This window comes from Cronobacter condimenti 1330 (assembly GCF_001277255.1).
Classification (GTDB): Bacteria; Pseudomonadota; Gammaproteobacteria; order Enterobacterales; family Enterobacteriaceae; genus Cronobacter; species Cronobacter condimenti.
In genome coordinates this window covers 1,584,358-1,607,439 of the sequence record NZ_CP012264.1, presented here as the reverse complement: position 1 = coordinate 1,607,439, position 23,082 = coordinate 1,584,358, and the positions used below count along the sequence as shown (strand labels likewise).

The 23,082-nt window shown below is 55.2% G+C and carries 25 protein-coding genes and 1 tRNA gene; 14 read left to right on the top strand and 12 right to left on the bottom strand.

What is annotated here, in order from left to right:
* Positions 1 to 55 precede the first annotated feature (55 nt).
* A complete protein-coding gene (locus tag AFK62_RS07320; RefSeq protein WP_007664804.1) occupies positions 56 to 229 on the bottom strand; it encodes a con-10 family general stress protein in 174 nt (57 codons plus the stop codon).
* A 402-nt stretch (positions 230 to 631) separates the two neighbouring features.
* Here AFK62_RS07320 and wrbA point away from each other — a divergent pair, with 402 nt between their 5' ends.
* From wrbA to AFK62_RS23065, 3 genes are all read left to right on the top strand, one after another.
* Positions 632 to 1,228 carry an NAD(P)H:quinone oxidoreductase gene (gene wrbA / locus AFK62_RS07315; RefSeq protein WP_007664802.1) on the top strand — a complete coding sequence of 199 codons (597 nt, stop codon included), beginning with the start codon at positions 632 to 634 and terminating at the stop codon, positions 1,226 to 1,228.
* Between the two features lie 25 nt (positions 1,229 to 1,253).
* Entirely contained in the window at positions 1,254 to 1,481 is a 228-nt protein-coding gene (locus AFK62_RS07310) for a YccJ family protein (RefSeq protein ID WP_007664800.1), read from the top strand.
* Between the two features lie 99 nt (positions 1,482 to 1,580).
* Entirely contained in the window at positions 1,581 to 1,928 is a 348-nt protein-coding gene (locus AFK62_RS23065) for a hypothetical protein (protein ID WP_050554993.1), read from the top strand.
* Between the two features lie 159 nt (positions 1,929 to 2,087).
* On the opposite strand, the gene AFK62_RS07300 is transcribed toward AFK62_RS23065, so the two are convergent.
* The 5 genes from AFK62_RS07300 to AFK62_RS07280 all read right to left on the bottom strand — a co-directional run bounded on the left by AFK62_RS07300 (position 2,088) and on the right by AFK62_RS07280 (position 7,690).
* Entirely contained in the window at positions 2,088 to 3,416 is a 1,329-nt protein-coding gene (locus AFK62_RS07300) for a VasL domain-containing protein (protein WP_007664796.1), read from the bottom strand.
* A gap of 24 nt (positions 3,417 to 3,440) precedes the next feature.
* Positions 3,441 to 3,896: a type VI secretion system baseplate subunit TssE gene (tssE, locus tag AFK62_RS07295; RefSeq protein WP_053531812.1), complete on the bottom strand. Its 456-nt coding sequence runs from the start codon at positions 3,894 to 3,896 to the stop codon at positions 3,441 to 3,443.
* 35 nt (positions 3,897 to 3,931) lie between these two features.
* Positions 3,932 to 5,515, bottom strand: a complete 1,584-nt coding sequence (gene tssA / locus AFK62_RS07290) for a type VI secretion system protein TssA (RefSeq protein WP_007664792.1) — start codon at positions 5,513 to 5,515, stop codon at positions 3,932 to 3,934.
* A 304-nt stretch (positions 5,516 to 5,819) separates the two neighbouring features.
* Positions 5,820 to 5,907: transfer RNA gene (locus AFK62_RS07285), tRNA-Ser, on the bottom strand.
* Positions 5,908 to 6,064: 157 nt separating this feature from the next.
* Complete coding sequence (locus AFK62_RS07280) at positions 6,065 to 7,690, bottom strand: ABC transporter substrate-binding protein (RefSeq protein WP_053531811.1); 1,626 nt, start codon at positions 7,688 to 7,690, stop codon at positions 6,065 to 6,067.
* Between the two features lie 259 nt (positions 7,691 to 7,949).
* Here AFK62_RS07280 and yccA point away from each other — a divergent pair, with 259 nt between their 5' ends.
* Both yccA and tusE read left to right on the top strand, forming a co-directional pair.
* The gene (yccA, locus tag AFK62_RS07275; protein WP_007664775.1) at positions 7,950 to 8,609 is read left to right on the top strand and encodes an FtsH protease modulator YccA; all 660 of its coding nucleotides are present in this window, start codon (positions 7,950 to 7,952) and stop codon (positions 8,607 to 8,609) included.
* 106 nt (positions 8,610 to 8,715) lie between these two features.
* Positions 8,716 to 9,045 carry a sulfurtransferase TusE gene (gene tusE / locus AFK62_RS07270; protein ID WP_032983921.1) on the top strand — a complete coding sequence of 110 codons (330 nt, stop codon included), beginning with the start codon at positions 8,716 to 8,718 and terminating at the stop codon, positions 9,043 to 9,045.
* Here tusE and yccX read toward each other — a convergent pair.
* Entirely contained in the window at positions 9,042 to 9,323 is a 282-nt protein-coding gene (gene yccX / locus AFK62_RS07265) for an acylphosphatase (protein ID WP_007664768.1), read from the bottom strand. The genes tusE and yccX overlap by 4 nt on opposite strands.
* Before the next feature lie 88 nt (positions 9,324 to 9,411).
* Between yccX and rlmI the strand changes: the two genes are divergently transcribed.
* Together rlmI and hspQ are read left to right on the top strand one after the other, a co-directional pair.
* Positions 9,412 to 10,602 carry a 23S rRNA (cytosine(1962)-C(5))-methyltransferase RlmI gene (gene rlmI / locus AFK62_RS07260; RefSeq protein ID WP_032983919.1) on the top strand — a complete coding sequence of 397 codons (1,191 nt, stop codon included), beginning with the start codon at positions 9,412 to 9,414 and terminating at the stop codon, positions 10,600 to 10,602.
* Between the two features lie 59 nt (positions 10,603 to 10,661).
* Entirely contained in the window at positions 10,662 to 10,979 is a 318-nt protein-coding gene (gene hspQ / locus AFK62_RS07255) for a heat shock protein HspQ (RefSeq protein ID WP_007664764.1), read from the top strand.
* Positions 10,980 to 11,006: 27 nt separating this feature from the next.
* On the opposite strand, the gene AFK62_RS07250 is transcribed toward hspQ, so the two are convergent.
* Positions 11,007 to 11,420: a CoA-binding protein gene (locus AFK62_RS07250; protein ID WP_007664763.1), complete on the bottom strand. Its 414-nt coding sequence runs from the start codon at positions 11,418 to 11,420 to the stop codon at positions 11,007 to 11,009.
* A 172-nt stretch (positions 11,421 to 11,592) separates the two neighbouring features.
* Here AFK62_RS07250 and mgsA point away from each other — a divergent pair, with 172 nt between their 5' ends.
* Positions 11,593 to 12,051 (top strand): methylglyoxal synthase, encoded by a 459-nt coding sequence (gene mgsA / locus AFK62_RS07245; protein WP_007664761.1) that lies wholly within the window; start codon positions 11,593 to 11,595, stop codon positions 12,049 to 12,051.
* A 1-nt stretch (position 12,052) separates the two neighbouring features.
* Here mgsA and helD read toward each other — a convergent pair whose 3' ends face one another.
* A complete protein-coding gene (gene helD / locus AFK62_RS07240) occupies positions 12,053 to 14,107 on the bottom strand; it encodes a DNA helicase IV (protein ID WP_007664760.1) in 2,055 nt (684 codons plus the stop codon).
* A gap of 126 nt (positions 14,108 to 14,233) precedes the next feature.
* On the opposite strand from helD, the gene AFK62_RS07235 reads away from it, so the two are divergent.
* Positions 14,234 to 14,680 (top strand): YccF domain-containing protein, encoded by a 447-nt coding sequence (locus tag AFK62_RS07235; RefSeq protein ID WP_007664759.1) that lies wholly within the window; start codon positions 14,234 to 14,236, stop codon positions 14,678 to 14,680.
* 17 nt (positions 14,681 to 14,697) lie between these two features.
* Positions 14,698 to 16,830, top strand: a complete 2,133-nt coding sequence (yccS, locus tag AFK62_RS07230) for a YccS family putative transporter (RefSeq protein ID WP_085960950.1) — start codon at positions 14,698 to 14,700, stop codon at positions 16,828 to 16,830.
* Here yccS and AFK62_RS07225 read toward each other — a convergent pair.
* Entirely contained in the window at positions 16,821 to 17,435 is a 615-nt protein-coding gene (locus AFK62_RS07225) for a TfoX/Sxy family DNA transformation protein (protein WP_007664757.1), read from the bottom strand. The two genes, yccS and AFK62_RS07225, sit on opposite strands and share 10 nt — an antisense overlap.
* Before the next feature lie 219 nt (positions 17,436 to 17,654).
* Between AFK62_RS07225 and sulA the strand changes: the two genes are divergently transcribed.
* Together sulA and ompA are read left to right on the top strand one after the other, a co-directional pair.
* Positions 17,655 to 18,161, top strand: coding sequence for an SOS-induced cell division inhibitor SulA (sulA, locus tag AFK62_RS07220; RefSeq protein ID WP_007664755.1), 507 nt, complete (start codon positions 17,655 to 17,657; stop codon positions 18,159 to 18,161).
* A gap of 358 nt (positions 18,162 to 18,519) precedes the next feature.
* Complete coding sequence (ompA, locus tag AFK62_RS07215) at positions 18,520 to 19,563, top strand: porin OmpA (protein WP_129232763.1); 1,044 nt, start codon at positions 18,520 to 18,522, stop codon at positions 19,561 to 19,563.
* Between the two features lie 180 nt (positions 19,564 to 19,743).
* Here the strand turns inward: ompA and matP are convergent, their stop codons facing one another.
* Complete coding sequence (gene matP / locus AFK62_RS07210) at positions 19,744 to 20,199, bottom strand: macrodomain Ter protein MatP (protein WP_007664750.1); 456 nt, start codon at positions 20,197 to 20,199, stop codon at positions 19,744 to 19,746.
* A 183-nt stretch (positions 20,200 to 20,382) separates the two neighbouring features.
* On the opposite strand from matP, the gene AFK62_RS07205 reads away from it, so the two are divergent.
* Complete coding sequence (locus AFK62_RS07205; RefSeq protein ID WP_032983917.1) at positions 20,383 to 22,140, top strand: AAA family ATPase; 1,758 nt, start codon at positions 20,383 to 20,385, stop codon at positions 22,138 to 22,140.
* A gap of 68 nt (positions 22,141 to 22,208) precedes the next feature.
* Positions 22,209 to 22,727 carry a bifunctional 3-hydroxydecanoyl-ACP dehydratase/trans-2-decenoyl-ACP isomerase gene (gene fabA / locus AFK62_RS07200; RefSeq protein WP_032983916.1) on the top strand — a complete coding sequence of 173 codons (519 nt, stop codon included), beginning with the start codon at positions 22,209 to 22,211 and terminating at the stop codon, positions 22,725 to 22,727.
* A gap of 71 nt (positions 22,728 to 22,798) precedes the next feature.
* Here the strand turns inward: fabA and rmf are convergent, their stop codons facing one another.
* The gene (gene rmf, locus AFK62_RS20965) at positions 22,799 to 22,966 is read right to left on the bottom strand and encodes a ribosome modulation factor (protein ID WP_004385424.1); all 168 of its coding nucleotides are present in this window, start codon (positions 22,964 to 22,966) and stop codon (positions 22,799 to 22,801) included.
* Positions 22,967 to 23,082 lie beyond the last annotated feature (116 nt).

Genomic DNA, 23,082 nt, shown 5'->3' with positions numbered 1-23,082 from the left:
TTGCGATTAACCGTTTCTTTTCAGATGGGGCGGTTAATGTCGGTCATGTGTGGCGCTAACTACGGCCGCCGCCATGACTATTTTTGCCCCCTTTTTTCCCAGCTTCGGAGGCGCGTTGCGGGTCATTTTTAAAGTTCCCGCTGCTCTGCTGGCCACCTTTACGACCTGCTTCTGATGCTCTGTCACGATCTTCTGCGAAATTACCTGAACCACCACGATGGTTTGCCATTTCTGACCTCCAGATTGTGTGAATCATTAGACATCATACTGCATTCAGTAAAAGAGGATTCTTTCACCTCACGGCGTTGGGCCGAAGCCATTATCGTTGCCGCGTGATTAAAAGCTTAGCCAGAACGGCCCCTACCGCCACTCTCCAGAAACATTCTGCAACATCAATCTGTCGTTTCGACGAGGAATCTGACGAAACGATTAATAAGGCATTCTTATGATTAAAAAATTCCGGAGCGGGAAAAATGTGACCTAATGCTACAAATGGATTTGCTATAGATAAATTCTTATTTTTAAAGGTTTTTTATCCGATAATTTGCACTCTGACGCCAGAGGCATATTCTTTATGGATGAACGCAGCGATAGCCGCTGCCGGACAAACACTGATACAGGAGCAAGGCTGATGGCGAAAGTTCTGGTGCTTTATTATTCCATGTACGGGCATGTCGAAACGCTGGCGCACGCGGTCGCGGAAGGCGTAGAAAAGGTCCAGGGCGCGGAGGTGACCATTAAGCGCGTGCCTGAAACCATGCAGGCGGAAGCCTTCGCCAAAGCTGGCGGTAAAACGCAAAACGCCCCGGTGGCCTCCGTGCAAGAACTTGCTGATTACGACGCAATTATCGTCGGTACGCCGACCCGTTTTGGCAATATGTCCGGTCAGATGCGCACCTTCTTTGATCAGACCGGCGGCCTTTGGGCGTCCGGCGCGTTGTACGGGAAACTGGGGAGCGTCTTTAGCTCAACCGGTACCGGCGGCGGCCAGGAACATACTATTTCCTCAACCTGGACTACCCTTGCTCATCATGGAATGATCATTGTGCCCATTGGTTACGGGGCGCAGGAGCTGTTTGACATTTCTACGGTTCGCGGCGGAACGCCTTACGGCGCGACCACCATCGCAGGCGGCGACGGCTCTCGACAGCCAAGCCAGGAAGAACTGGCGATCGCCCGTTATCAGGGCGAATACGTGGCAGGTCTCGCCGTCAAAATGAAAGGCTAACTCACGCACTTCACTGGAGGAACGTATGCCGACACAAGAATCGAAAAACCATCGAGTGGGAGAATGGGCCAGCCTGCGTAACACGTCGCCGGAAATCGCCGAGGCGATCTTCGAAGTGGCCGATTACGATGAGGTAGTGGCAGAGAAAATCTGGGAAGAAGGCAGCGACGAAGTGCTGATCCGCGCCTTCAAAAAAACCGATAAAGACTCGCTCTTCTGGGGTGAGCAGACGATCGAACGTAAAAACGTCTGACCCTTCGGCCCTCTGCCTGCGCAGAGGGCCGCTGTTTTATGGCCGTTGCTGCTCTTCTAAGAGCTGTTTCTCAAAAGCCGCACGTGACTGCGCGACATAGTGTGCCAGCCCGTGTGCGTCGATAAACGCCGTTTTCTCACGAAGCCCAAACCGCTCGCCTTTATTCGCCAGAAAAATATCAACCCGTGGCCACAGCCTGTAAACGAACTCGATCGTCAGCTTGCCCGCGCGGGGCTTGCGCGACAGCTCGCCTTTATCTGCACCGATGACGCGCAACTCCCCGCCGCGCTGCGCGAGGCACCGCTACTGGCTGTCGTGCCGTGGCCGTGGTATGCCACACTAAAAAATAACGCGCAGCTTCATCAGCTGGAGCTGGACGATGAAAAAGCACTCGGCAGCTTTTTTTGCAATACCGAACGTCCACCGTGGCATGGAAAAAACGCCTGACAGGCGCCGTGCGTCAGACGTTAATCCCCTGGTATGTGTGAAATGCTCTCACGGCCTGTGGGGGCAGCACATGAGCCGTTGGCGTAGGCTCCCCGGTACGTTGGATCAAGAAAGGACTCTGATGAGAATGCCTGATGGAAGGTTTTGGTGTCACGCACGTTAGGGCGACACTTTATCAGGCACATCGGACGTCAGCAGTACATAGCGATAAAGCAACTGGTTAAGCCGGATCTCGGTTTGTACGCGAAGCGCTGGTGACACCGCGCCCTGCTGGTGCTCATGAGCCATCTGGCGCAATAGCTCTTCAGCAGGCGGCGTGGCGGCAAACGCCTGCTGAAGAGTAAATACCCGTGTTTTTAACTCGCTGGCCGTCAGGTATTGACCGCGTCGCTCATCCAGCGCGTTAAGCCGCGCGGCAAGTTGCTCAAGCTGTGTCATACCCTCATGCCAGCCATCCAGATCCCGTGGCGGCAGAGCGGCAGTTCTCATTTGCTGACGCCACTGGCGCATCAGCGCCTGCGCCTCGGGGTTTCGCGGCCAGAGCGCGCCCGCCTGACGCGCCAGTTCACCGGCGTAACGAATATGACGCGCAGGCGGCTGGCGGGCCAGCCAGTCAATACGCTGGCGCGTTTGCGCGATGACTGCTTCGGGCATCAACCCGTGAGCCTGTTCAGGCGCCAGTGCGGTTTGCGTTGTCACTTCCGGCCATTCACGCAGCGAGGCGGTTATCTGCGCCTGCGCTGATTCGTGGGGGTTAAAAATGTGCCAGCCCAACAGCAGTGCCCCTCCCGCCACCAGCATTGTTAACATACCGGCCATAAAAGGCTGCCACCGTGCGGAAGCCTTTGTGCGAACCGGCTGAGGCGCTGGCCCGGCGACACAAACCCGGTGGGCGTTATCGGCAGCGAGCTCATCTTCCGGCTCAGGAGGCGTAATCGCATAAGGGATTGCGCTGTTTTCGCAAGCGTCGTTTTCAAGACGCACAGCGGCGTGATGAAGGTGCTCACGAAGCGCAGCCATCTGGCTTACATGCTTGAGATCCAGCCGCTCCAGTACGGCAGTTATCTGCGTCAGGTGCTGCTCCGCCTGATACAACGCACCGAGATCGGCATAGCACAGCGACATGGCGCGCAGCGCTTGCTGCACACGCTGGCTGAGGTGGCGCATTATTTCGGTGCGCGCGTGTACCGGTTGCGGCCACAGCGCAGCCCACTGGCGCGTGATAAGCGCCTCAAGCATAGCAAGCCCTTCGTTGAGACCTGGCACGCCGAGTAAGCGCAAACGCGCCTCGGTGTACCACGCCGCCGTTTGCAGCTCAACGCCATTGCGTTCAAAGAGCGACAGCGAGAGTTGCTCAACCCGACGCCAGTCAACATCCGGGCGCGCCGGGTGAGTCAGTTTGCCGAGTTCGTCGCGAAGCGCGGCATAGTCGGACAACAGGCGCGGATCGCCGCCGACAGGAAAATGGCGTTCAGAAGTAGTCATCATGGCGGTCCTTGTCACTAACGCCACTCAGAACGCGGCGCGGTTATCCATTAGCTGCTGTTGTTTGAGGTGGCGGATAAGCACCCGACCTTCCGGCATAAATGTCGTGCCATAACGTACCAGCCCTGCGCCTTTTAGCTCGGCATCAATGGCGTAACGCAATTCGCCAGGCGTCGTTTGCGCCAGCAGCACGACGTCCAGGCGCTTAAGACGCGGCTCATATTTCAGCAGTACCGCCGAGAGCGTGCTAATCAGTTCATGCGTCGTGCCGGGCATTCCCTGCAGGATTTTGGTCATATCGGGCAGACCGTAATCTGGCAGGTGCTTCAGGCTGCCCGCGCGGGTATTGAGAATACGCTGCATATTGTCGAGCACGGACAAAATGACCTGGTGCTCTTCGCTTATCTCGTTAAGCGCCAGACCGCCGGCAAAATGACCGTAGAGGATTTCATAGAGCGAGGGCCCATGGTGGGTGTCAGGCATCGGTTTCTCCTTCCCTGAGTTAAAGTATGCGCCGCTTAGCTACAAAGCACCGCCGCACGCGCCGGATCGATAGCGATAAGCCCGGCCAGCAGACGATCCATATCCATTTGCAGGCGCGCTTTATCGGTATCGCTGCGCGCGGCTTTCATGCGTAACAGCCGTAACCGTCTGGCGCCTACTTCAAAGAGCCGCGCAGGCTCCCATTGCGACAGCGGAATTTGCTGCGCGGAGGTTTCCAGTTCAGCCAGCAGGTGCAGCGCCAGATCGTTTTTGCCGTAGTGCTCGGCAAGGCGCGCCATGAGCAGACGCACCAGCCAGCGCTGGCGCATTGAAGTCAACGCAGGCCGGGTTTGCAGCCAGCCAAGCGCGGCTTCGATGCCCTGACTGTCGGCTAGCACGATGACTTCTGCCTCCAGTTGCAACACATCGTCGTCGCTGCTTTGCGGCAGCGCGACAGGTTGCGCGTCACTGGCAGAAGTGATGTCTTTCACCTGCTGCACCATCCAGTGTCGGGTGACGTCGTCGGCGAACGGCGTGCCGTCGTTAAACGCCAGCGTCTCAAGCCCCGGCAGACGGTTTAATAGCCCGTTAAGGTCATCGCGAATTATCCCGGCGTAGGTTTCCTGTCCGGATTTCATTAGCGCTTCATGAATGTACCACTGTAAATCAAGCCATAAATGGCAGGCGCCGCGTGAAAACAGACTGTCGGCCTGTTCCAGTAGTTCCAGCCAGCTTTGCTGAAGCCACAGACGTTTTAGCTGTGCCCGCTGTTCGGGTTTCGGCGGTTCGATGCGGGAGCGCCCGTCGCCTGAGAGCGGCGGCAGTTGATGAAGCGTATCGTGGCGCAAGCTTTTCATCATGCGATGCGCGGCGAGCCAACCATCGGGTTGATTGCGAAGATAATCGGCAAGCTGTCGGGCCTGATCGAGCAGATCGCGTCCGGATGTGATAGCGCGGATGGCCGGCGCGGACGCAGATAACGACGCGTCGCTGTCGCTGGTGGTCTGCGGTACCACGGCATCAACGCCACCGGCTTTTATTAGCCTCGCCTCAAGCGCGGCGTAAAGCGCGGAAAGCGGCGGGTGCGCCGCGCTATCTTCCTGCATCAGCGCCTGTTCAATTAACTCCAGAGCACCTGCGGTGCGGCGGGCATCCTCGCGAGTGACTTCCGGGTAGCGCGAGAGGCTGTCAAGCACGCGTGAGCCTGCAAGCCACGCCAGCGCCGCCTGACGGCTACGGGCACGCTGTGGGTGGAGCGCCGGTCCAAAGCGTTGCAGCAGCGCTGCGAGCAGCTCCAGCCCCTCAGCAAACCCCGCTTCGCCATCGCGATGCAACCGCGCCCAGGCGTAATACGTAGCGACACGGATATCTTTTGACGCGGTGGTGAGGACTTTTTCGGCAAGCTCGCCGATAAGCCCCGTATCCGCGCCGGAAAGTTTATTGACCTCCTCACGGATGCGCTGGAAATCGTCGTCATAACCCGGATCGTCGCCTGTCGCGTTATCTGTAAAAACCGGTTTCAGCCACCTCTCCCAGCGCACAAGACGCTGTTGCGCCTGTTGCGCCAGATCCTCCGCGTCTGCCTGACAACTCTCAACGATAGTCTGCAGCGATGCCATTGTTTCTCTCCCTGACACTGCCAGCCCTGCGGTGTTACAGCGATAGGTACAGTCCGGGCCAGCTCAAGGCGCAGATGCTACGCACGAAGACAAGGCGTACAAGCGCTGCGCACGCGCCAGATGTAAACAGACTTTTCGGGGTTATCGTTCAGGAGCGCGCCAGGGCTGCACGTTTTGCGGCAGACATGTTGTCCTCAGTAACAAACGCTGCGTAAACCGTTAAGAAATGACTGAGGGGAAAATAGCGTGGCAATAAACGCCAGAATGAAAAAGGGGACGCCTTTCGGCATCCCCTTAAATTGGTTGGCGGAAGCGCAGAGATTCGAACTCTGGAACCCTTTCGGGTCGCCGGTTTTCAAGACCGGTGCCTTCAACCGCTCGGCCACACTTCCGCAATGACGCGAACTATAAACATCCCCCTGCGCCGTGTAAAGCCCGAATGTGTTCGATTGCCGTAAAAACAGCCAAAAGCGCGCTAATCGACTGAAATATCGGCACAACGATCACATTTACAGCAGTTTTTCGTGCGCTAACAACGCCGCGTTACGGTTAATGTTTTTTGATATACATATCTTTGGTGTAGTAATAACCCAGATTATTCGAGTAAAACCCCCCTACCCACGGTTTGACCATGTGGGTGCGCACATAGTGATAGACCGGGATCGCGGGCACTTCTTCACTCAAAATGGTTTCTGCCTGCTGATAATATTTGCCGCGCGCCGTTACGTCAGCCGCTTTCGCCGCGTTTGCCAGCGCCTCGTCATACGCCTTATTAGTAAAGCGCGAGGTGTTCTGACTGTCGCCGGTACGGTAGTTATTCAGGAACGTCGACGCGTCATCGTAATCGGCGTTCCATGCGTAGCGCACCACATCAAAGTTGCCGGTGTGTTTGTTATCAAGCATAGTTTTCCACTCCTGATTCTGGAGTTTCACCACCACGCCAAGGTTTTTCTGCCACATGGAGCTTGCCGCGATAGCGATGCGCTGATGCGATTCCAGCGTGTTATAGAGCAGATTAAACGTAAGCGGATGCTGTGCATTAAAGCCTGCGGCTTCCAGCAGTTTTTTCGCCTCGCTGACGCGTTTTTCAAGCGGCCAACTGGCGTAATCCGGCGGAGAAATCTTCACGCCGCCGATCTCAGGCTGGCTGATCACCCACGCCGGACGCTGCCCTTGCGCCAGCACTTTTTCGGCGATGACGTCTTTATCCAGCGCCATATTCAGCGCGCGGCGCACGCGCGGGTCGTTAAAGGGCGCTTTGCTGTTATTAAATTCGTAGTAGTACGTGGCAAGCAGTGGCGAGACGTCTACCTGCTCAGGCATCGTTTTTTTCAGTTGCGCGAACTGGTTAAGCGGCACGGTGCTGGTGATGTCGATTTCGCCTGCTTTATAACGATTTAAATCTGCTGATTCTGCAGCGATCGGCAGATAGGTCACTTTATTAATGACTGTCTCTTTATCGTTCCAGTAGCGTTTATTACGCTCAGCAACGATTTTCTCGTTTACAACCCAGTCGACAACTTTATACGCGCCGCTGCAAACGAAATGCTCCGGGCGCGCCCATTTATCACCGAAACGCTCAACGGCAGTTTTATCAATCGGCACCAGCGACGGATGCGCCAGCATCGGGAGGAAAGCCGCAGTAGGCTGCGTTAGCGTTATCTGGATAGTGTTGTCATCCAGCGCTTTGACGCCGAGCGTTTCCGTCGGTTTTTTGCCGTTCGCGATATCGGCTGCATTTTCAATGTGCATGTTGCCAGGCATGCTGGCGTACGGTGAAACGGTTTTCGGGTCGACCAGACGACGCCAGCTCCAGACCACATCTTCTGCCGTAATAGGCTCGCCGTCTGACCAGGTGACGCCTTTACGCAGATGAAAAACCCAGACGGTGTTATCTTTATTTTCCCAGCTTTCCGCCAGACGCGGTTCAATGGAACCATCCTTACGCACCGCTACCAGGCCTTCAAAAACATCGCTAATAACGTTGAATTCAACATCACTTTCCACTTTATGCGGGTCGAGAGAGGCAGGTTCGCTGCCATTATTGCGCACCAGTTCCTGTTTAGCAGCAAGCTCAACGCCTGCCGGCACCTGCGCCGCATACGCCGTCGCGCCTGTGCCGGAAATAACGGCCGCGATGAGAGAAAAAGTCAGGGCCTTATGTTTTGCTTTCATTTTCCACGCCTTGTGTGTTGTTGTGATCTGTCGTTTACACAGATAGACGCGTGCCGGCTTTCGCGCAACGATTTTACGTCATATATAAGAGGGCGATCTGAAAGCGTGCCGCCAGCACCGTTTTTTCAGGGGATAAATGTGCTTACTGAGTCCTTGTTTTTAGAGAGATAAAACAGCGTAAAGATGGGTAAAAGCCCTTTTCCCGTTGCGTGCAAACTTCTATGCTCGGAAACTAAACACCTGTAATGAGAGAAAACTCATGGATCGCTTAATTACCTCTGCGCGCGACAGACAGTCGCTGCTTAGCACTCACAAGGTTCTGCGTAACACCTATTTTATGCTGAGCCTGACGCTGGCGTTTTCCGCGATCACCGCGACCGCCAGCACCGTACTGGCGCTGCCTTCGCCGGGTCTTATCCTGACGCTGGTCGGTATGTACGGCCTGATGTTCCTGACCTATCGTCTGGCCAATAAGCCGAGCGGTATTATCGCGGCGTTCGCCTTCACGGGCTTCCTGGGCTATATCCTGGGGCCGATGCTTAACGCGTATCTCTCTGCCGGGATGGGCGATCTTATCGCGCTGTCTCTCGGCGGTACCGCGCTGGTGTTCTTCTGCTGCTCTGCCTACGTGCTGACCACCCGCAAGGATATGTCCTTCCTGGGCGGTATGCTGATGGCGGGTGTGGTTGTCGTGCTTATCGGTATGGTGGCCAACATCTTCCTGCAATTGCCTGCGCTGCACCTGGCAATTAGCGCCGTGTTTATTCTGCTTTCATCAGGCGCGATCCTGTTTGAAACCAGCAATATTATTCACGGCGGCGAAACCAACTACATTCGCGCCACCGTCAGCCTGTATGTGTCGCTCTACAATATCTTTGTGAGCCTGCTGAGCATTCTGGGCTTCGCAAGCCGCGACTAACGACATACTGATGCCTTACCTAAGCCCCGCCCGTGCGGGGCTTTGTTTTTTCTGGCGTGCGGAATTTGCTACACTGCGCGCAGTTTGAATGAGGGCATGAGTGCGTATGTTAACGTTTGAAGGTAAAGAGTTTGAAACCGACGCCGAAGGTTATCTGAAGGTGTTCGACGCATGGAGCGAAGGACTGGCACAGGTTATCGCAGAGAAAGAAGGTATTACGCTTACGCCAGAACACTGGGAAGTCGTGCGCTTCGTCCGCGATTTTTATATCGAATTTAATACCTCGCCTGCGATTCGTATGCTGGTAAAAGCGATGGCGACAAAGTTTGGCGAAGAGAAAGGCAACAGCCGCTATCTCTATCGCCTGTTCCCAAAAGGCCCGGCAAAGCAGGCAACAAAGATTGCAGGCCTGCCAAAACCGGTTAAGTGCATTTAATAACGAATGCGGAAATCGCGATAATCTTCTGCGGGCGCGTGCGGCTCAGTCAGCACTTTGTCCACCTGCGCGCTGCGCGGCCCGCCCGCTTTTAGCCAGGCAATAAGTTTTTCAACCTGTTCGGCCTCGCCGCAGGCCAGTACCTCTACACTGCCATCATCCAGATTGCGGGCGTAGCCGGTGACGCCAAGCTGCGTTGCTTCGTGTTGTGTGGTATAGCGAAAACCGACACCCTGTACCTGCCCATGAACCCAGGCCATCGTGCATTGTTGAGCCATAGCTGTTCTCCTTTGCAGTAGCGTTGCATTTCCCGGCTGAAGTCGGGAGAATGGCGCCCATTTTCTTTGATTCACAGAATAGCAAATTATGAGCGTACGTTTAGTGTTAGCCAAAGGGCGCGAGAAGTCTCTGCTGCGCCGCCATCCCTGGGTCTTTTCCGGCGCTGTCGCGCGTATGGAAGGTAAAGCCGCGCCGGGTGAAACCATCGACGTCGTCGACCATCAGGGAAAATGGTTAGCCCGTGCCGCCCTCTCCCCCGCCTCGCAGATCCGCGCGCGCGTATGGACGTTCGACCCGAATGAAACCATTGATATCGCCTTTTTCACCCGTCGCCTGACACAGGCTCAGCAGTGGCGCGACTGGCTTGCGCAAAAAGACGGGCTCGACAGCTACCGTCTGATTGCCGGTGAATCTGACGGAATGCCGGGCGTGACAATCGACCGCTTCGGCAATTTCCTGGTGCTACAACTGCTCTCGGCCGGTGCAGAATACCAGCGTCCGGCGCTGGTATCGGCGTTGCAGGCACTCTACCCGGAATGCGCTATTTATGACCGTTCTGATGTCGCGGTGCGTAAAAAAGAAGGCATGGAACTGGCACAAGGCCTGGTAAGTGGTGAACTGCCGCCGGACCTGCTGGCGATTGAAGAACACGGCATGAAGTTACTGGTCGATATCAAAGGCGGCCATAAAACGGGCTATTACCTCGACCAGCGCGACAGCCGTTTCGCCACGCGCCGCTACGTGCAGGACAAACGCGTGCTGAACTGCTTCTCTTATACCGGCGGTTTTGCCGTGTCCGCGCTGATGGGCGGCTGCCGCCAGGTGATCAGTGTCGATACCTCCCAGGACGCGCTGGACGTGGCAAAGCAAAACGTCGAACTCAACCAGCTTGATCTCAGCAAAGCGGAGTTCGTGCGCGACGACGTGTTTAAGCTGCTGCGCAAATACCGCGATCAGGGCGAGAAATTCGACGTTATCGTGATGGATCCGCCAAAATTCGTGGAGAATAAAAGCCAGTTGATGGGTGCATGCCGCGGTTATAAAGACATCAATATGCTGGCTATTCAGTTGCTTAATCCAGGCGGCATCTTGCTGACATTCTCATGTTCCGGCCTGATGACAACCGATTTATTCCAGAAAATTATTGCCGATGCCGCAACAGATGCCGGGCGTGATGTACAATTTATAGAGCAGTTCCGTCAGGCCGCCGATCACCCTGTGATCGCGAGCTACCCGGAAGGTCTTTATCTGAAAGGGTTTGCCTGTCGCGTCATGTAACTTGAAAAGAAATGCTCCGTCCTCATATAGAGGGTATGAACGTTTCCCGGGAGGTGACAATGATTGCCAGCAAATTCGGTATCGGCCAGCAGGTCCGTCATTCTCTGTTAGGGTATTTAGGTGTTGTCGTTGACATTGACCCTGAATACTCGCTGGACGAACCCGACGACGATGACATGGCGGTAAACGCCGAGCTGCGCGATGCGCCGTGGTATCACGTTGTGATGGAAGACGACGACGGCCAACCCGTGCACACCTATCTTGCAGAAGCCCAGTTGAGCGGTGAGATGCAGGATGAACATCCAGAGCAACCCTCAATGGATGAACTGGCGCGCTCCATTCGCCAGCAGCTCCAGGCGCCCCGTCTGCGCAACTAAAAAAACCCGGCAACGCCGGGTTTTTTATTAGCGGGAGAGCCCAAGCCGTGGAATTTCAATCGCCGGGCAGCGGTCCATCACCACATTGAGCCCCGCGTCTCGAGCCAGCACCGCCGCCTGCTCGTTAATTACGCCAAGCTGTAGCCAGAGTGTTTTCGCACCAATTGCAATGGCCTCCTGTGCCACACCCCAGGCCGCTTCAGAATTACGGAACACATCCACCATGTCGACGTTTTCCGGTACGTCAGCAAGCGTGGCGTACCCTTGTTGACCAAGCAGCGTTTTGCCTGCCACTTTCGGCGAGACGGGGATAACGTGATAGCCCTTTTCAAGCAGGTAGGCCATCACCCGGTAGCTCGGACGGTCCGGCTTGTCGCTTGCGCCCACCAGCGCGATGGTTTTGGTGTTTTGCAAAATATCTGCGATATCAGATTCTTTCATTTTCTCTCCCCCATAAATCCGTCTTTCCAAGTGTATGCCAAAGAAACGCCGCTCACCACGCCTCCCCTTGCTTGCCTGAACGGTGTGCTAAACGCGCAGTTTTTAACGGCTTCGCTTGCAGCATCCATCACTTACAGTAATCTGTATCCAGTTATTTAATCTGGAAAATGATATGGAACTGACAACACGCACTCTGCCAGCCCAAAAGAAAATTGCGCTGGTCGCGCATGATCACTGTAAATCGATGCTGATGAAATGGGTCGAGCGCCATAAAGCGCTACTGGCGAACCACACGCTTTACGCCACCGGAACGACCGGCAACCTGGTGCAGCGCGCCACCGGGCTTGATGTTAACGCTATGCTGAGCGGGCCAATGGGCGGCGATCAACAAGTCGGCGCGATGATCGCCGAAGGAAAAATCGACGTGCTGATTTTCTTCTGGGACCCACTGAATGCCGTACCGCATGACCCGGATGTGAAAGCGCTGCTGCGTCTCGCCACGGTCTGGAATATCCCCGTGGCGACTAACCTCTCGACTGCGGATTTTATTATCCAGTCTCCGACCTTTGGCGACACACTGGATGTGCTGATCCCTGACTATCCGCGCTATCTTGCCGAACGCCTGAAATAACTTAAGGCTTGCGGGCCGTCGGAACGCCAAGGCGCGTCAGCGCCTCGACAAACGCCGACGGCGCTGCTTTGTCATACAGTAGCCAGACACGATGCCGCGCGCGCGTCAGCGCCACATACAGCAGCCGGCGTTCTTCGGCATCCGGGAAATCTTCCGGCTGCGGCAGCAGCGCCTGTTCCATAATGGATTCTCGCGCCGGTGCCGGAAACCCTTCCCGGCCCTCGTTGAGCCCCAGAATAATCACGTAATCCGCCTGTTGCCCTTTGCTGGCGTGGATAGTCATAAACTCGAGTTGCAGCTTCGGCCAGCGCGTTGCGGCCATTTCCAGCGCCGCGGGACGCAAATGGTGATAGCGCGCCAGCACCAGTACGCGTTCGTCGGGGCGCACGTAGCCGCTCATTTTGTCGAGCAACGCCTCCAGGTGCGTCTGCGCCAGTAGCGTGACGGCTTTGTTATCGCCTGCGCGCAGACTATTAAGGGGCTTTTCACGCTGATAAGGGTTTTGCTGAATAAACCGGTTCGCAATCTCACCGATTCGCCCGTTGAAACGGTAGGTGGTGTCGAGCGCGCACTGATCCCCTTCGCCAAAATGTTGTTCAAAGGCGGTCGTAAGTGAGAGCTGCGCGCCGCTGAAGCGGTAAATGGCCTGCCAGTCATCGCCGACGGCAAAGAGGCTGGTAGCCGAATTCTGCCGGCGCAGCGCCGCCAGCAGCGCTGCGCGTTGCGGCGAAATATCCTGAAATTCATCCACCAGAATGTGTTTCCATGGGCTGACGAAGCGCCCTTTATCCAGCACATTTATTGCCTGATGGATAAGCCCGGAGAAATCGACGGCCTCTTCAGCTTTGAGCGCAGCCTTCCAGACTTTTAGCAGCGGTGCCATTAATTTGACGCGCTTCTGGAAAACATCGCGCACGTCATCAGGCGCAGCGGCAATCATCTCCGCCTGTGAACCGCCATGCATGCGCATCAGCCCGAGCCAGCGGTCGAGACGGCTGGCGAGCCGTTTGCCAAGCGCCTCGTCCTCCCAGAATTCGCCGTCGTCGATCTCCCATTCCAGCTCTTCACTCAGCCACTGCCGCCAGCCCTTCGCATGTGCTTTTTTCTCACGGCACTGCTCGCGCCACGCGTTCAACAACAATTCGTGCCGCGCCGTCGTGTCGCTTTCAAGCTCGCTGACGCGCGGCGTTTTACGCCCGCCCTGTCCGATTATCTGCAATGCCAGCGCATGAAACGTCCGCGCGGTGATTTCATCGGTGTGCAGGCGCGCCTGAAGCCGCTCTTCCATCTCTTTCGCGGCCTGACGCCCAAACGCCAGCAACAGAATTTGCTCCGCCGTCGCTTCGCCGCGCGCTATCAGCCAGCCTGCGCGTGCTACGAGTACCGACGTTTTGCCACTGCCCGCACCCGCCAGCACCAGCAGTGCACTTTCGCCATTGACCACCGCCCGCGCCTGTGAAGGGTTAAGCGGCGAGCTTTCTATGTGTGAAAAGAAATCGGCGTAGCGTGTCAGCATGGCATCGGTAAACGCCTGATTATGCGCAAGGCGTTTCGCTTCGCTGTCGGCAAGCCACGCCTGACACTCGCGCCAGGCATCACGACAATTGTCGAACGCCTCAAGGCGTGATGTAGGCATCGGCAGGGCCTGTAATGCCCGACGCAGCGCGTGACACAACGCCTCGCTTTCGTCGCGCTTAAGCCATTTGTCCTGAGCTTCGCTGCTGCGCAGCCTCTCCTGCCAGGCATTGAGCACGCCCGCGGCCACCTCGCTCATCTCTTCGCTCCACTGCTGCCAGAGCGTAGTCAGGTGGTGGTAAAAACGCTGCGTTTCGGCCCACTCGGTGCCGTGCAGGCGCACCACTTTATTATCCGGTAGCGCAAATTCCAGCTCCCCCCAGACCAGTCCCCGACGACACTGGATATCCAGCAACTGATTAAACGGGATCAGGTATTCATGTTTATCGCCGGAGACTTTCACCCCGGCGGTGAGAATTTCCGCGCGGTCATAAGGGTGTTGCGCCAGACGTTTACCCAGAGAAGTTGCTTTCAGTTCCATGAGGCTGCCAGTGAATGGTGTAATAGCGCTAAGTTTACCCGCCTGCGATATCACGCTCCAGACCCAAAACGCGTTACAATTGTTGTGGTTAACATTACGGCGCTCTGCCGACGCTTCTGAGGTTTTATGCGTACTGTTTTAAATATTCTTAATTTCGTGCTGGGCGGCTTCGCCACTACGCTCTCCTGGCTTTTTGCAACGCTTATCAGCATCGTTCTGGTGATCACTCTGCCGCTGACGCGCTCGTGCTGGGAGATAACGAAGCTGTCGCTGGTGCCTTATGGCAATGAAGCGGTGCATGTCGACGAACTTGAACCCGCGGGGAAAAACGCGCTGCTGAATACTGGTGGCACATTACTGAATCTCTTCTGGCTGGTATTTTTCGGCTGGTGGTTGTGCCTGATGCATATTACGGCGGGCATCGCACAGTGTCTGACGATTATCGGTATTCCGGTCGGCATCGCGAACTTTAAAATCGCCGGGATAGCGCTCTGGCCAGTTGGCCGTCGCGTGGTGTCCGTAGAGACCGCGCAGGCCGCCCGCGAAGCGAACGCCCGTCGGCGTTTCCAGTAAAACCGGATGCGCTCATGATGCGAAACCTCTTGCTTCAACGCCATGCCTGGACCAGCGCGTGGCTAACCAATGTGCGCATTTTTATCGCGCTTTGCGGTACGGCGGCGCTGCCCTGGTGGCTTGGCGAGGCGAAGCTGACCATCCCGCTGACCCTCGGCGTCGTGGCCGCCGCCCTGACCGATCTTGACGATCGCCTGACGGGTCGTCTGCGCAATTTGCTGATTACACTTATCAGCTTTTTTATCGCCTCCGCCTCCGTGGAATTGCTGTTTCCGTGGCCATGGTTGTTCGCCGCCGGGCTTACCGTTTCCACCATCGGCTTTATTTTGTTGGGGGGTCTTGGGCAGCGCTACGCCACTATCGCCTTCGGCGCGCTGCTGATAGCCATCTACACGATGCTCGGCGTATCGTTATATGAGCACTGGTATCAGCAGCCGCTGCTGCTGCTTGCAGGTGCAGTCTGGTATAACCTGCTGACGCTTGCCGGCCATTTGCTCTTCCCGGTGCGTCCGCTACAGGAAAACCTGGCCCGCTGCTATGAACAGCTCGCGCAGTATCTGGATATCAAATCGCGGCTCTTCGACCCGGATATTGAAGATGAAAGCCAGGTGCCAATGCTGGAGCTTGCAATGGCCAACAGCCAACTGGTCGCCACGCTGAACCAGACCAAGGCATCCCTGTTAACCCGCCTGCGCGGCGATCGCGGGCAACGCAGCACCCGACGCACCCTGCACTACTATTTTGTTGCACAGGATATTCATGAGCGCGCCAGTTCATCCCACATCCAGTACCAGACGCTGCGAGACACGTTCCGCTACAGCGACGTGATGTTCCGCTTTCAGCGGCTACTTTCCATGCAATCACAGGCCTGCCAGCAGCTTGCGCGCTCGGTACTGTTGCGTAAGCCATACCAGCACGACCCGCGTTTCGAGCGCGCCTTTACGCATCTTGATGCGGCTCTTGATCGCACCGCTGCCGCAGGCGGCTCAGCAATGCATCTCAAAGCGGTGCGCTTTCTGGTCGCGAACCTGAAAGCCATCGACGCCCAGCTTGCCACTATTGAGTCGGAGCAGCCGTTTACCCAGCCTGCCGCAAGCGAAAGTGAACACCGTCTGGCGGACGATAGCCTGCACGGCTTTAGCGATATCTGGTTTCGACTGAGCCGCAATCTGACGCCACAGTCAGCGCTGTTCCGCCATGCTGTGCGAATGTCCGTCGTGCTGTGTGTAGGCTATGCCTTTATCCAGTTTACGGGCCTCAACCATGGCTACTGGATTTTGCTCACCAGCCTTTTCGTCTGCCAGCCAAACTATAACGCCACACGCCATCGTCTGACGCTGCGTATTATTGGCACACTGGCGGGCGTCGCAGTGGGCATTCCCGTCCTCTATTTCGTTCCGTCACTGGAAGGGCAACTGGTACTGATTGTGATAACTGGCGTGCTGTTTTTCGTTTTCCGCACCGTGCAGTACGCGCATGCCACGTTGTTCATCACGCTGTTAGTGCTGCTGTGCTTTAACCTGCTGGGTGAGGGATTTGAAGTGGCACTGCCGCGTGTGCTGGATACGGTCATCGGCTGCGCGATTGCCTGGTTTGCGGTGAGTTTTATCTGGCCCGACTGGCGGTTTCGTCGACTCCCGGTGGTGCTCGAACGTGCGCTGAATGCCAACTGCCGGTATCTTGACGCTATCCTCGAGCAGTACCATCAGGGCCGTGACAACCGACTGGCTTATCGTATCGCCCGGCGCGATGCGCATAACAGCGATGCAGAGCTGGCGTCAGTCGTCTCGAATATGTCCAGCGAACCGCGAGTGAGTACTACGATGCGCGATACAGCTTTTCGCCTGCTGTGTCTTAACCACACGCTCACCAGCTATATCTCTGCGCTCGGGGCGCACCGCGAAAAACTGACGCGCCAGGAGATCCTCGCGCTGCTTGATGATGCGGTCTGCTACGTCGATGACGCGCTTCATCACCAGCCTGCCGATGAAGCGCGAGTTGAAAAGTCGTTACAGGCGCTAGCGCAGCGCATTCAACAGATCGAACCGCGTCAGGAGAGCAAAGAGCCGCTGGTACTCCAGCAAATTGGTCTGCTTATCTCTTTATTGCCCGAGTTAAGCCGTCTGCAGCGTCAGCTTGTTCAGGATTGATTCTGTACGGAGAGCTGCATAAACCACTCCAGCAACTCTTCGCGGATTTGCGCGGGCAATGCCGCTTCATGGGTGCCAGTAATGGCCCCCTGAAGCGCATAAAGCACATGAAGGCCCAGGTTTTTGCGAGCCTTACGTAATTTAAGCCAGCACTCTTTTGCCCCGAAGGCGCAGAGCGTATCGACATCTCGAATCCCGGCCTCCCATAACGACACCTCAAGCTGCACATTCAGATTAGGCAGATCTTTCACGCGGCGTTCGCGGGCACGTTCGCTTTTCTCCGCTCGCGCGCAGGCTAGCGCAACCCTCGCATGATCGCGCAGCAATGCAGGCGATCCCCACAACTCATCATCGACCAGATAATAATTAAGGCTGATGTTACGGCCGCGGCGGGTACAACTTAGCATTTCGGGGCTATGCGTATGCTGATAGTCACGGCTGAGGTCGCTTGCGCGTAGATATAAACGCCCTTCCACCAGCATGGCAAATACGGCGTCATCAATGGCAAGGCTATAGCCGCCAAACAGTGAACGATGGGTAACAGTTCCCAAAGATGAAAGAGTATTCTGCACCCGCAGAAGCGTGTCAGATGAACATTTATCCATGATTATTCCTTTTTATATCAACAAGTAACGGATAAAAAATCCCATTAGCTTTTCCCTTAAGAGGAACATATGAAAGTTGTGCCTCATGAGCAATCCGAATTTCATTTTTGAGTCTATTAAGATGCGAAATTTGCGAGATGCTTTCAGAAATTTAGATTGATCTTTGGCCCCCACAGCATTACTGTATATGCATACAGTAACTAGCGAGGCTGGACCTTTATGTACTTTTCTCATCAAAATCGCGCGCATGGCACACGTCGTCTGGCAAAAGAAACGGCTGGCGCTTTGGCTCAGGCTGAAACCAAGGGATTGATAAGTGAAGTGATGTACAACGAAGACCAGCCATGGATGACACAACTGGTGTTGCTGCCCTTATTGCAGCAGCTCGGTCAACAATCCCGCTGGCAGCTGTGGCTCACGCCTCAGCAACGCTTGAGTCGTGAGTGGGTTGAATCCGCAGGGCTTCCGTTGACGAAAGTGATGCAGGTGAGCCAGATGGATCCACAAGTTACCCTCGGTTCCATGATTCGCGCGCTTGAAACCGGCAACTACAGCGTAGTGATCGCCTGGCTGCATGATGATTTAACGGATGAAGAACACCGCCTTCTCACGGAGGCGGCAGAAAAAGGAAATGCGATGGGATTTTTAATGCGCCCGGTGCAACCCTCGCTCGGTGGTGAACGACCACGTTCTGGCTTAAGAATTCACTCAAGAATGGTGCATTGATATTTTTTAGGATAAATCCTGGTACGAATTTGTCTGTGTCTCTTTAGCAGAAGCGATAGTGGCGAATGAACGGCCAGACGGGCATCGAAGTCCGGTTATGTACTTTACGAGTGTTTAAAATTACCTCAAAAATGTTAAATTTTGCTTTCGCAAGTTGTTTTTTTTCATATGCCTGACGGACTTCACACTTGTAAGTTTTCAACTACGTTGTAGACTTTACCTCGCCAGGGTGCTCATCAATAAACCGACAATATCGGTAGAGTAACCATTGAGCTATAACCCCGGTGAAGGATTTAACCGTGAACTTTTCCCCCCGGAAAAGCGCATGGCCTTTTTGGATGATAACGAGGCGCAAAAAATGAAAAAGACAGCTATCGCGATTGCAGTGGCACTGGCTGGCTTCGCTACCGTAGCGCAGGCCGCACCGAAAGATAACACCTGGTATGCAGGCGGCAAACTGGGCTGGTCCCAGTTCCACGATACCGGTTTTATTCCTAACGATGGCCCGACCCACGAAAGCCAGCTGGGCGCAGGCGCGTTCGGTGGTTACCAGGTTAACCCGTACGTTGGTTTCGAAATGGGCTATGACTGGCTGGGCCGCATGCCGTATAAAGGCGACACTGTAAACGGCGCTTTCAAAGCTCAGGGCGTACAGCTGACCGCTAAACTGGGTTACCCGGTAACCAACGATCTGGACGTTTACACCCGTCTGGGCGGCATGGTATGGCGTGCTGACTCCTCTTCTAACATCGGCGGCGACGACCATGACACTGGCGTTTCTCCGGTATTCGCTGGCGGCGTTGAGTGGGCAGTTACCCGTGACATCGCTACCCGTCTGGAATACCAGTGGGTTAACAACATCGGCGACGCACAGACTGTTGGCACCCGTCCGGACAACGGCATGCTGAGCGTTGGCGTTTCCTACCGTTTCGGTCAGGAAGACAACGTAGCACCGGTTGTTGCACCGGCTCCGGCTCCGGCTCCGGAAGTACAGACCAAACACTTCACTCTGAAGTCTGACGTTCTGTTCACCTTCAACAAATCCACTCTGAAACCGGAAGGTCAGCAGGCACTGGATCAGCTGTACTCCCAGCTGAGCAACCTGGACCCGAAAGACGGTTCCGTAGTGGTTCTGGGCTTCACCGACCGTATCGGTTCTGACGCTTACAACCAGGGTCTGTCTGAGAAACGTGCTCAGTCTGTTGTTGACTACCTGATCTCCAAAGGTATCCCGTCCAACAAGATCTCCGCACGTGGTATGGGCGAATCCAATCCGGTCACTGGCAACACCTGTGACAACGTGAAAGCTCGTGCAGCTCTGATCGACTGCCTGGGTCCGGATCGTCGCGTAGAGATCGAAGTTAAAGGCGTTAAAGACGTTGTAACTCAGCCGCAGGCTTAAGTTATACGTTAATAAAAAACCCCGCTATGGCGGGGTTTTTTGTTTTTACAAAACAGACAAAAGGTGTAGTTGCTTAATCAGCACCGCAATGCCGTACCGTACGCCGTTATCGGTGAAAAGGTCTTCAGGGAAGGCTTTAGCCGGACTGGCGTAAATCCCCTGCGCATTACGCTTCGCTATTTATTCTTTCTTGCCTAACAATGCCTGCAAATCGTATTTTAGCGTCGACATATGGTTTTCATACTTCTCCTTACGTTCGGCATCTTCAATCAACTGCACAATCGTTTCGGAAAGCGTAATACCACGGCGCTGCGCAAGGCCAGCCAGCCGTTGCCAGACCATAAACTCCAGGTCGATAGACTTTTTACGGGTATGCTGATGCTCGGCGTTGAAATGCCGCTTACGACGCGCGCGAATCGTCTGCTTCAGGCGATTTTGCAGCGCCGGATTCATATGCTGTTCGATCCAGGTCAGCACTCTTACCGGTTCGTTTTCCATGCCCAGCAAGAGATCCACTGCCTCTTTTGCCGCGCTGGCTTCAACATAGCGGGTTATCAGCTCGCCTTCGCGATGCTTTTTCACCAGATATTTCCACTTCCAGCCGCTTTCGAGGTTTTCGAGTTGTTGGTATTTCATTGCGATCTCAGGATGACCGTGTAACTCATTTCAGGATAACAGTTTTTTTTCGTTTCGCTGAGGGGAAATAACCGTCTGTGACCCGTCGGGAGATTCTGCGGGGCAATATCGGCATTTCCGGTGTGTTGAACCGCGCATTACGCTATAATCTCGCCTTTTACATCAGACTAAAAAACCTCGACATTGACCATTAACAGACTTACATCACAAGCGCTCGTACCTGATACGGAGACCTTCCAGTCCCGGTTTAATGACATCGATGCCACTCTTACTGGTGCGCTTGATTTCGAGGCCCTTCAGCCTCGCCTCCACGACGGGTTGAGCCAGCTGTGCGCTCCGCGTCCTTTAAGTGATTTCATGCTGGTAAAGGCAGACGAAGAAAAACCTTTGCTGGAACTGATTGCCCACACCGCAAAAACATTGCTTCTGCCGCAGGCTGGCCTTGTCGGTGGGCACTATATTATTGACGAATCCAACGTCACGCTTACACCACCAAATGAAATACCCGGCGAGTTCGCCGTCCGCCCCGATGTTGTGGTTACCACGTGGGCCGAAGCGAACGAGTTGTTCGGCTGCGTGCGGCAGTTTGCAGGTCGTATTGCGGTTGAGGCAGGTCTGGTGCATAAGGCGAATGGCGGCATTCTGGTTCTCTCACTGAAAACGCTGCTCATGCAGCCATTGCTATGGCTGCGCCTGAAACAGATGGTCGTTACGAAACGCTTCGACTGGATCGCACCAGACGAATCACGTCCACTGCCGCTTTCCATCCCGTCACTGCCGCTTGATCTGCGCCTCGTGCTGGTAGGCGATCGCGAATCGCTGGCGGATTTTCAGGAGATGGAACCTGTTCTCGCTCAACAGGCTATCTACAGCGAATATGAAGATGATCTGCAAATCACCGACGAAGAAGAGATGTCGCTCTGGTGCAGCTGGGTCTGTGCGCTCGCACATCAGCATCAGTTGCCTGCCCCCGCAAGCGACGCCTGGCCGCTATTGATCCGCGAAGCCGTCCGTTATACCGGCGACCAGGAGACGCTGCCGTTAGATCCGCTCTGGATGGTACGACAGCTAAGCGAAGCCGCCACCTTTTGCGATGAAAGCCTGTTTAGCGCAGCGCAATTCGCCCAGATGCTGGAGCGCCGCGCCTGGCGTGAAGGCTATCTTGCAGAGCGTATGCAGGATGAAATTCTGCTCGGTCAATTGCTGGTAGAAACGGAAGGCGAGCGCATCGGCCAGATTAACGCCCTTTCTGTGGTTGAATTTCCGGGCCATCCCCGCGCCTTTGGCGAACCGTCGCGTATCAGTTGCGTCGTACATATTGGCGACGGCGAATTCACTGATATCGAGCGCAAGGCTGAACTGGGTGGAAACATTCACGCCAAAGGCATGATGATCATGCAGGCGTTTCTGATGGCCGAACTGGATCTTGAGCAACAGATGCCCTTTTCCGCATCGTTGACGTTCGAACAGTCCTACAGCGAAGTGGATGGCGACAGTGCGTCGATGGCCGAGCTGTGCGCGCTTATCAGTGCTCTCTCGAACGCGCCGCTTAATCAGCAGATCGCAATCACCGGCTCGGTCGATCAGTTTGGTCGCGCGCAGCCGGTCGGCGGGCTTAACGAAAAAATCGAAGGCTTTTTTACCGTCTGTCAGGCTCGTGGCTTAACGGGCAAACAGGGCGTGATTATCCCTTGCGCTAACGTGCGTCATTTATCGCTTAGCCAGGAGATCCTGGACGCGGTCGATCAGGGGCAATTTTCTATCTGGGCCATTGATGATGTCACAGATGCGCTACCCTTATTAACCACGCTTCCGTGGGATGGCGAAGGTCAGACGACATTACTTGGGGTTATCGGCGAGCGTATCGCACAGGCGACGCAGCAGGATATCCGCCAGCGTCCGTGGCCGTTACGGTGGATGAACTGGTTTAACCACAACTGATCGGACTTGTTCAGCGTACACGTGTTAGCTAACCTGCGGGCTTCACTAAAATAAGGCATACAGAGAACATGGTAGACAAACGCGAATCCTATACGAAAGAAGACCTTCTTGCCTCCGGGCGCGGCGAGCTGTTTGGCGCGAAAGGCCCGCAGTTGCCGGCTCCCAACATGTTAATGATGGACCGCGTCGTGAAAATGACCGAAACCGGCGGTAACTTTGATAAGGGTTACGTGGAAGCGGAACTGGATATCCATCCTGACATGTGGTTCTTTGGCTGCCATTTTATCGGCGATCCCGTGATGCCGGGCTGCCTCGGACTTGATGCTATGTGGCAACTGGTCGGCTTCTATTTAGGCTGGCTTGGCGGCGAAGGTAAAGGCCGTGCGCTGGGCGTTGGTGAAGTGAAATTTACGGGCCAGATTCTGCCGACCGCGAAAAAAGTCACCTACCGTATTCACTTCAAACGTGTAGTGAACCGTCGTCTGGTCATGGGTATCGCTGATGGCGAAGTGCTGGTGGACGGCAAACAGATTTATACTGCAACTGACCTGAAAGTAGGTCTGTTCCAGGACACCTCTGTATTCTGATAGCCTGACAGACAGGCTTTCAAAAAGGCGAAACCTCCGCAATGCGGAGGTTTCTTTTTAAAGAGACAAGCTCAAGCAATCTGAGCCCTGTCCTCCATGGCTTCTCGCCAGCCTCCGAGCCAGTAAGACCTTTGATTCAAGGTCTGGTAAGGACACATTTCTTTTGAGCGTCCGGTAATACCGGCCTGATAACCACGATGATGTGCCCGTTCCAGGCGATCTCGTTTTTGTCTCTTCATGCCTCGTTTCCCTCATTTCAGGTCTGGTGGAAAAGAAAACAGTGATTACATTTTGCGCAATCACCCTTTACGAATACCCGCAAACCTGAAGAACGTCAATGCGCAACATTCACGCC

Excerpts from the sequence above, each read along its gene's own strand:
- AFK62_RS07320 (WP_007664804.1), bottom strand. The coding sequence starts at position 229 with ATGGCAAACCATCGTGGTGGTTCAGGTAATTTCGCAGAAGATCGTGAC.
- wrbA (WP_007664802.1), top strand. The coding sequence starts at position 632 with ATGGCGAAAGTTCTGGTGCTTTATTATTCCATGTACGGGCATGTCGAA.
- AFK62_RS07310 (WP_007664800.1), top strand. The coding sequence starts at position 1,254 with ATGCCGACACAAGAATCGAAAAACCATCGAGTGGGAGAATGGGCCAGC.
- AFK62_RS07300 (WP_007664796.1), bottom strand. The coding sequence starts at position 3,416 with ATGATGACTACTTCTGAACGCCATTTTCCTGTCGGCGGCGATCCGCGC.
- tssE (WP_053531812.1), bottom strand. The coding sequence starts at position 3,896 with ATGCCTGACACCCACCATGGGCCCTCGCTCTATGAAATCCTCTACGGT.
- tssA (WP_007664792.1), bottom strand. The coding sequence starts at position 5,515 with ATGGCATCGCTGCAGACTATCGTTGAGAGTTGTCAGGCAGACGCGGAG.
- AFK62_RS07280 (WP_053531811.1), bottom strand. The coding sequence starts at position 7,690 with ATGAAAGCAAAACATAAGGCCCTGACTTTTTCTCTCATCGCGGCCGTT.
- yccA (WP_007664775.1), top strand. The coding sequence starts at position 7,950 with ATGGATCGCTTAATTACCTCTGCGCGCGACAGACAGTCGCTGCTTAGC.
- tusE (WP_032983921.1), top strand. The coding sequence starts at position 8,716 with ATGTTAACGTTTGAAGGTAAAGAGTTTGAAACCGACGCCGAAGGTTAT.
- yccX (WP_007664768.1), bottom strand. The coding sequence starts at position 9,323 with ATGGCTCAACAATGCACGATGGCCTGGGTTCATGGGCAGGTACAGGGT.
- rlmI (WP_032983919.1), top strand. The coding sequence starts at position 9,412 with ATGAGCGTACGTTTAGTGTTAGCCAAAGGGCGCGAGAAGTCTCTGCTG.
- hspQ (WP_007664764.1), top strand. The coding sequence starts at position 10,662 with ATGATTGCCAGCAAATTCGGTATCGGCCAGCAGGTCCGTCATTCTCTG.
- AFK62_RS07250 (WP_007664763.1), bottom strand. The coding sequence starts at position 11,420 with ATGAAAGAATCTGATATCGCAGATATTTTGCAAAACACCAAAACCATC.
- mgsA (WP_007664761.1), top strand. The coding sequence starts at position 11,593 with ATGGAACTGACAACACGCACTCTGCCAGCCCAAAAGAAAATTGCGCTG.
- helD (WP_007664760.1), bottom strand. The coding sequence starts at position 14,107 with ATGGAACTGAAAGCAACTTCTCTGGGTAAACGTCTGGCGCAACACCCT.
- AFK62_RS07235 (WP_007664759.1), top strand. The coding sequence starts at position 14,234 with ATGCGTACTGTTTTAAATATTCTTAATTTCGTGCTGGGCGGCTTCGCC.
- yccS (WP_085960950.1), top strand. The coding sequence starts at position 14,698 with ATGCGAAACCTCTTGCTTCAACGCCATGCCTGGACCAGCGCGTGGCTA.
- AFK62_RS07225 (WP_007664757.1), bottom strand. The coding sequence starts at position 17,435 with ATGGATAAATGTTCATCTGACACGCTTCTGCGGGTGCAGAATACTCTT.
- sulA (WP_007664755.1), top strand. The coding sequence starts at position 17,655 with ATGTACTTTTCTCATCAAAATCGCGCGCATGGCACACGTCGTCTGGCA.
- ompA (WP_129232763.1), top strand. The coding sequence starts at position 18,520 with ATGAAAAAGACAGCTATCGCGATTGCAGTGGCACTGGCTGGCTTCGCT.
- matP (WP_007664750.1), bottom strand. The coding sequence starts at position 20,199 with ATGAAATACCAACAACTCGAAAACCTCGAAAGCGGCTGGAAGTGGAAA.
- fabA (WP_032983916.1), top strand. The coding sequence starts at position 22,209 with ATGGTAGACAAACGCGAATCCTATACGAAAGAAGACCTTCTTGCCTCC.
- rmf (WP_004385424.1), bottom strand. The coding sequence starts at position 22,966 with ATGAAGAGACAAAAACGAGATCGCCTGGAACGGGCACATCATCGTGGT.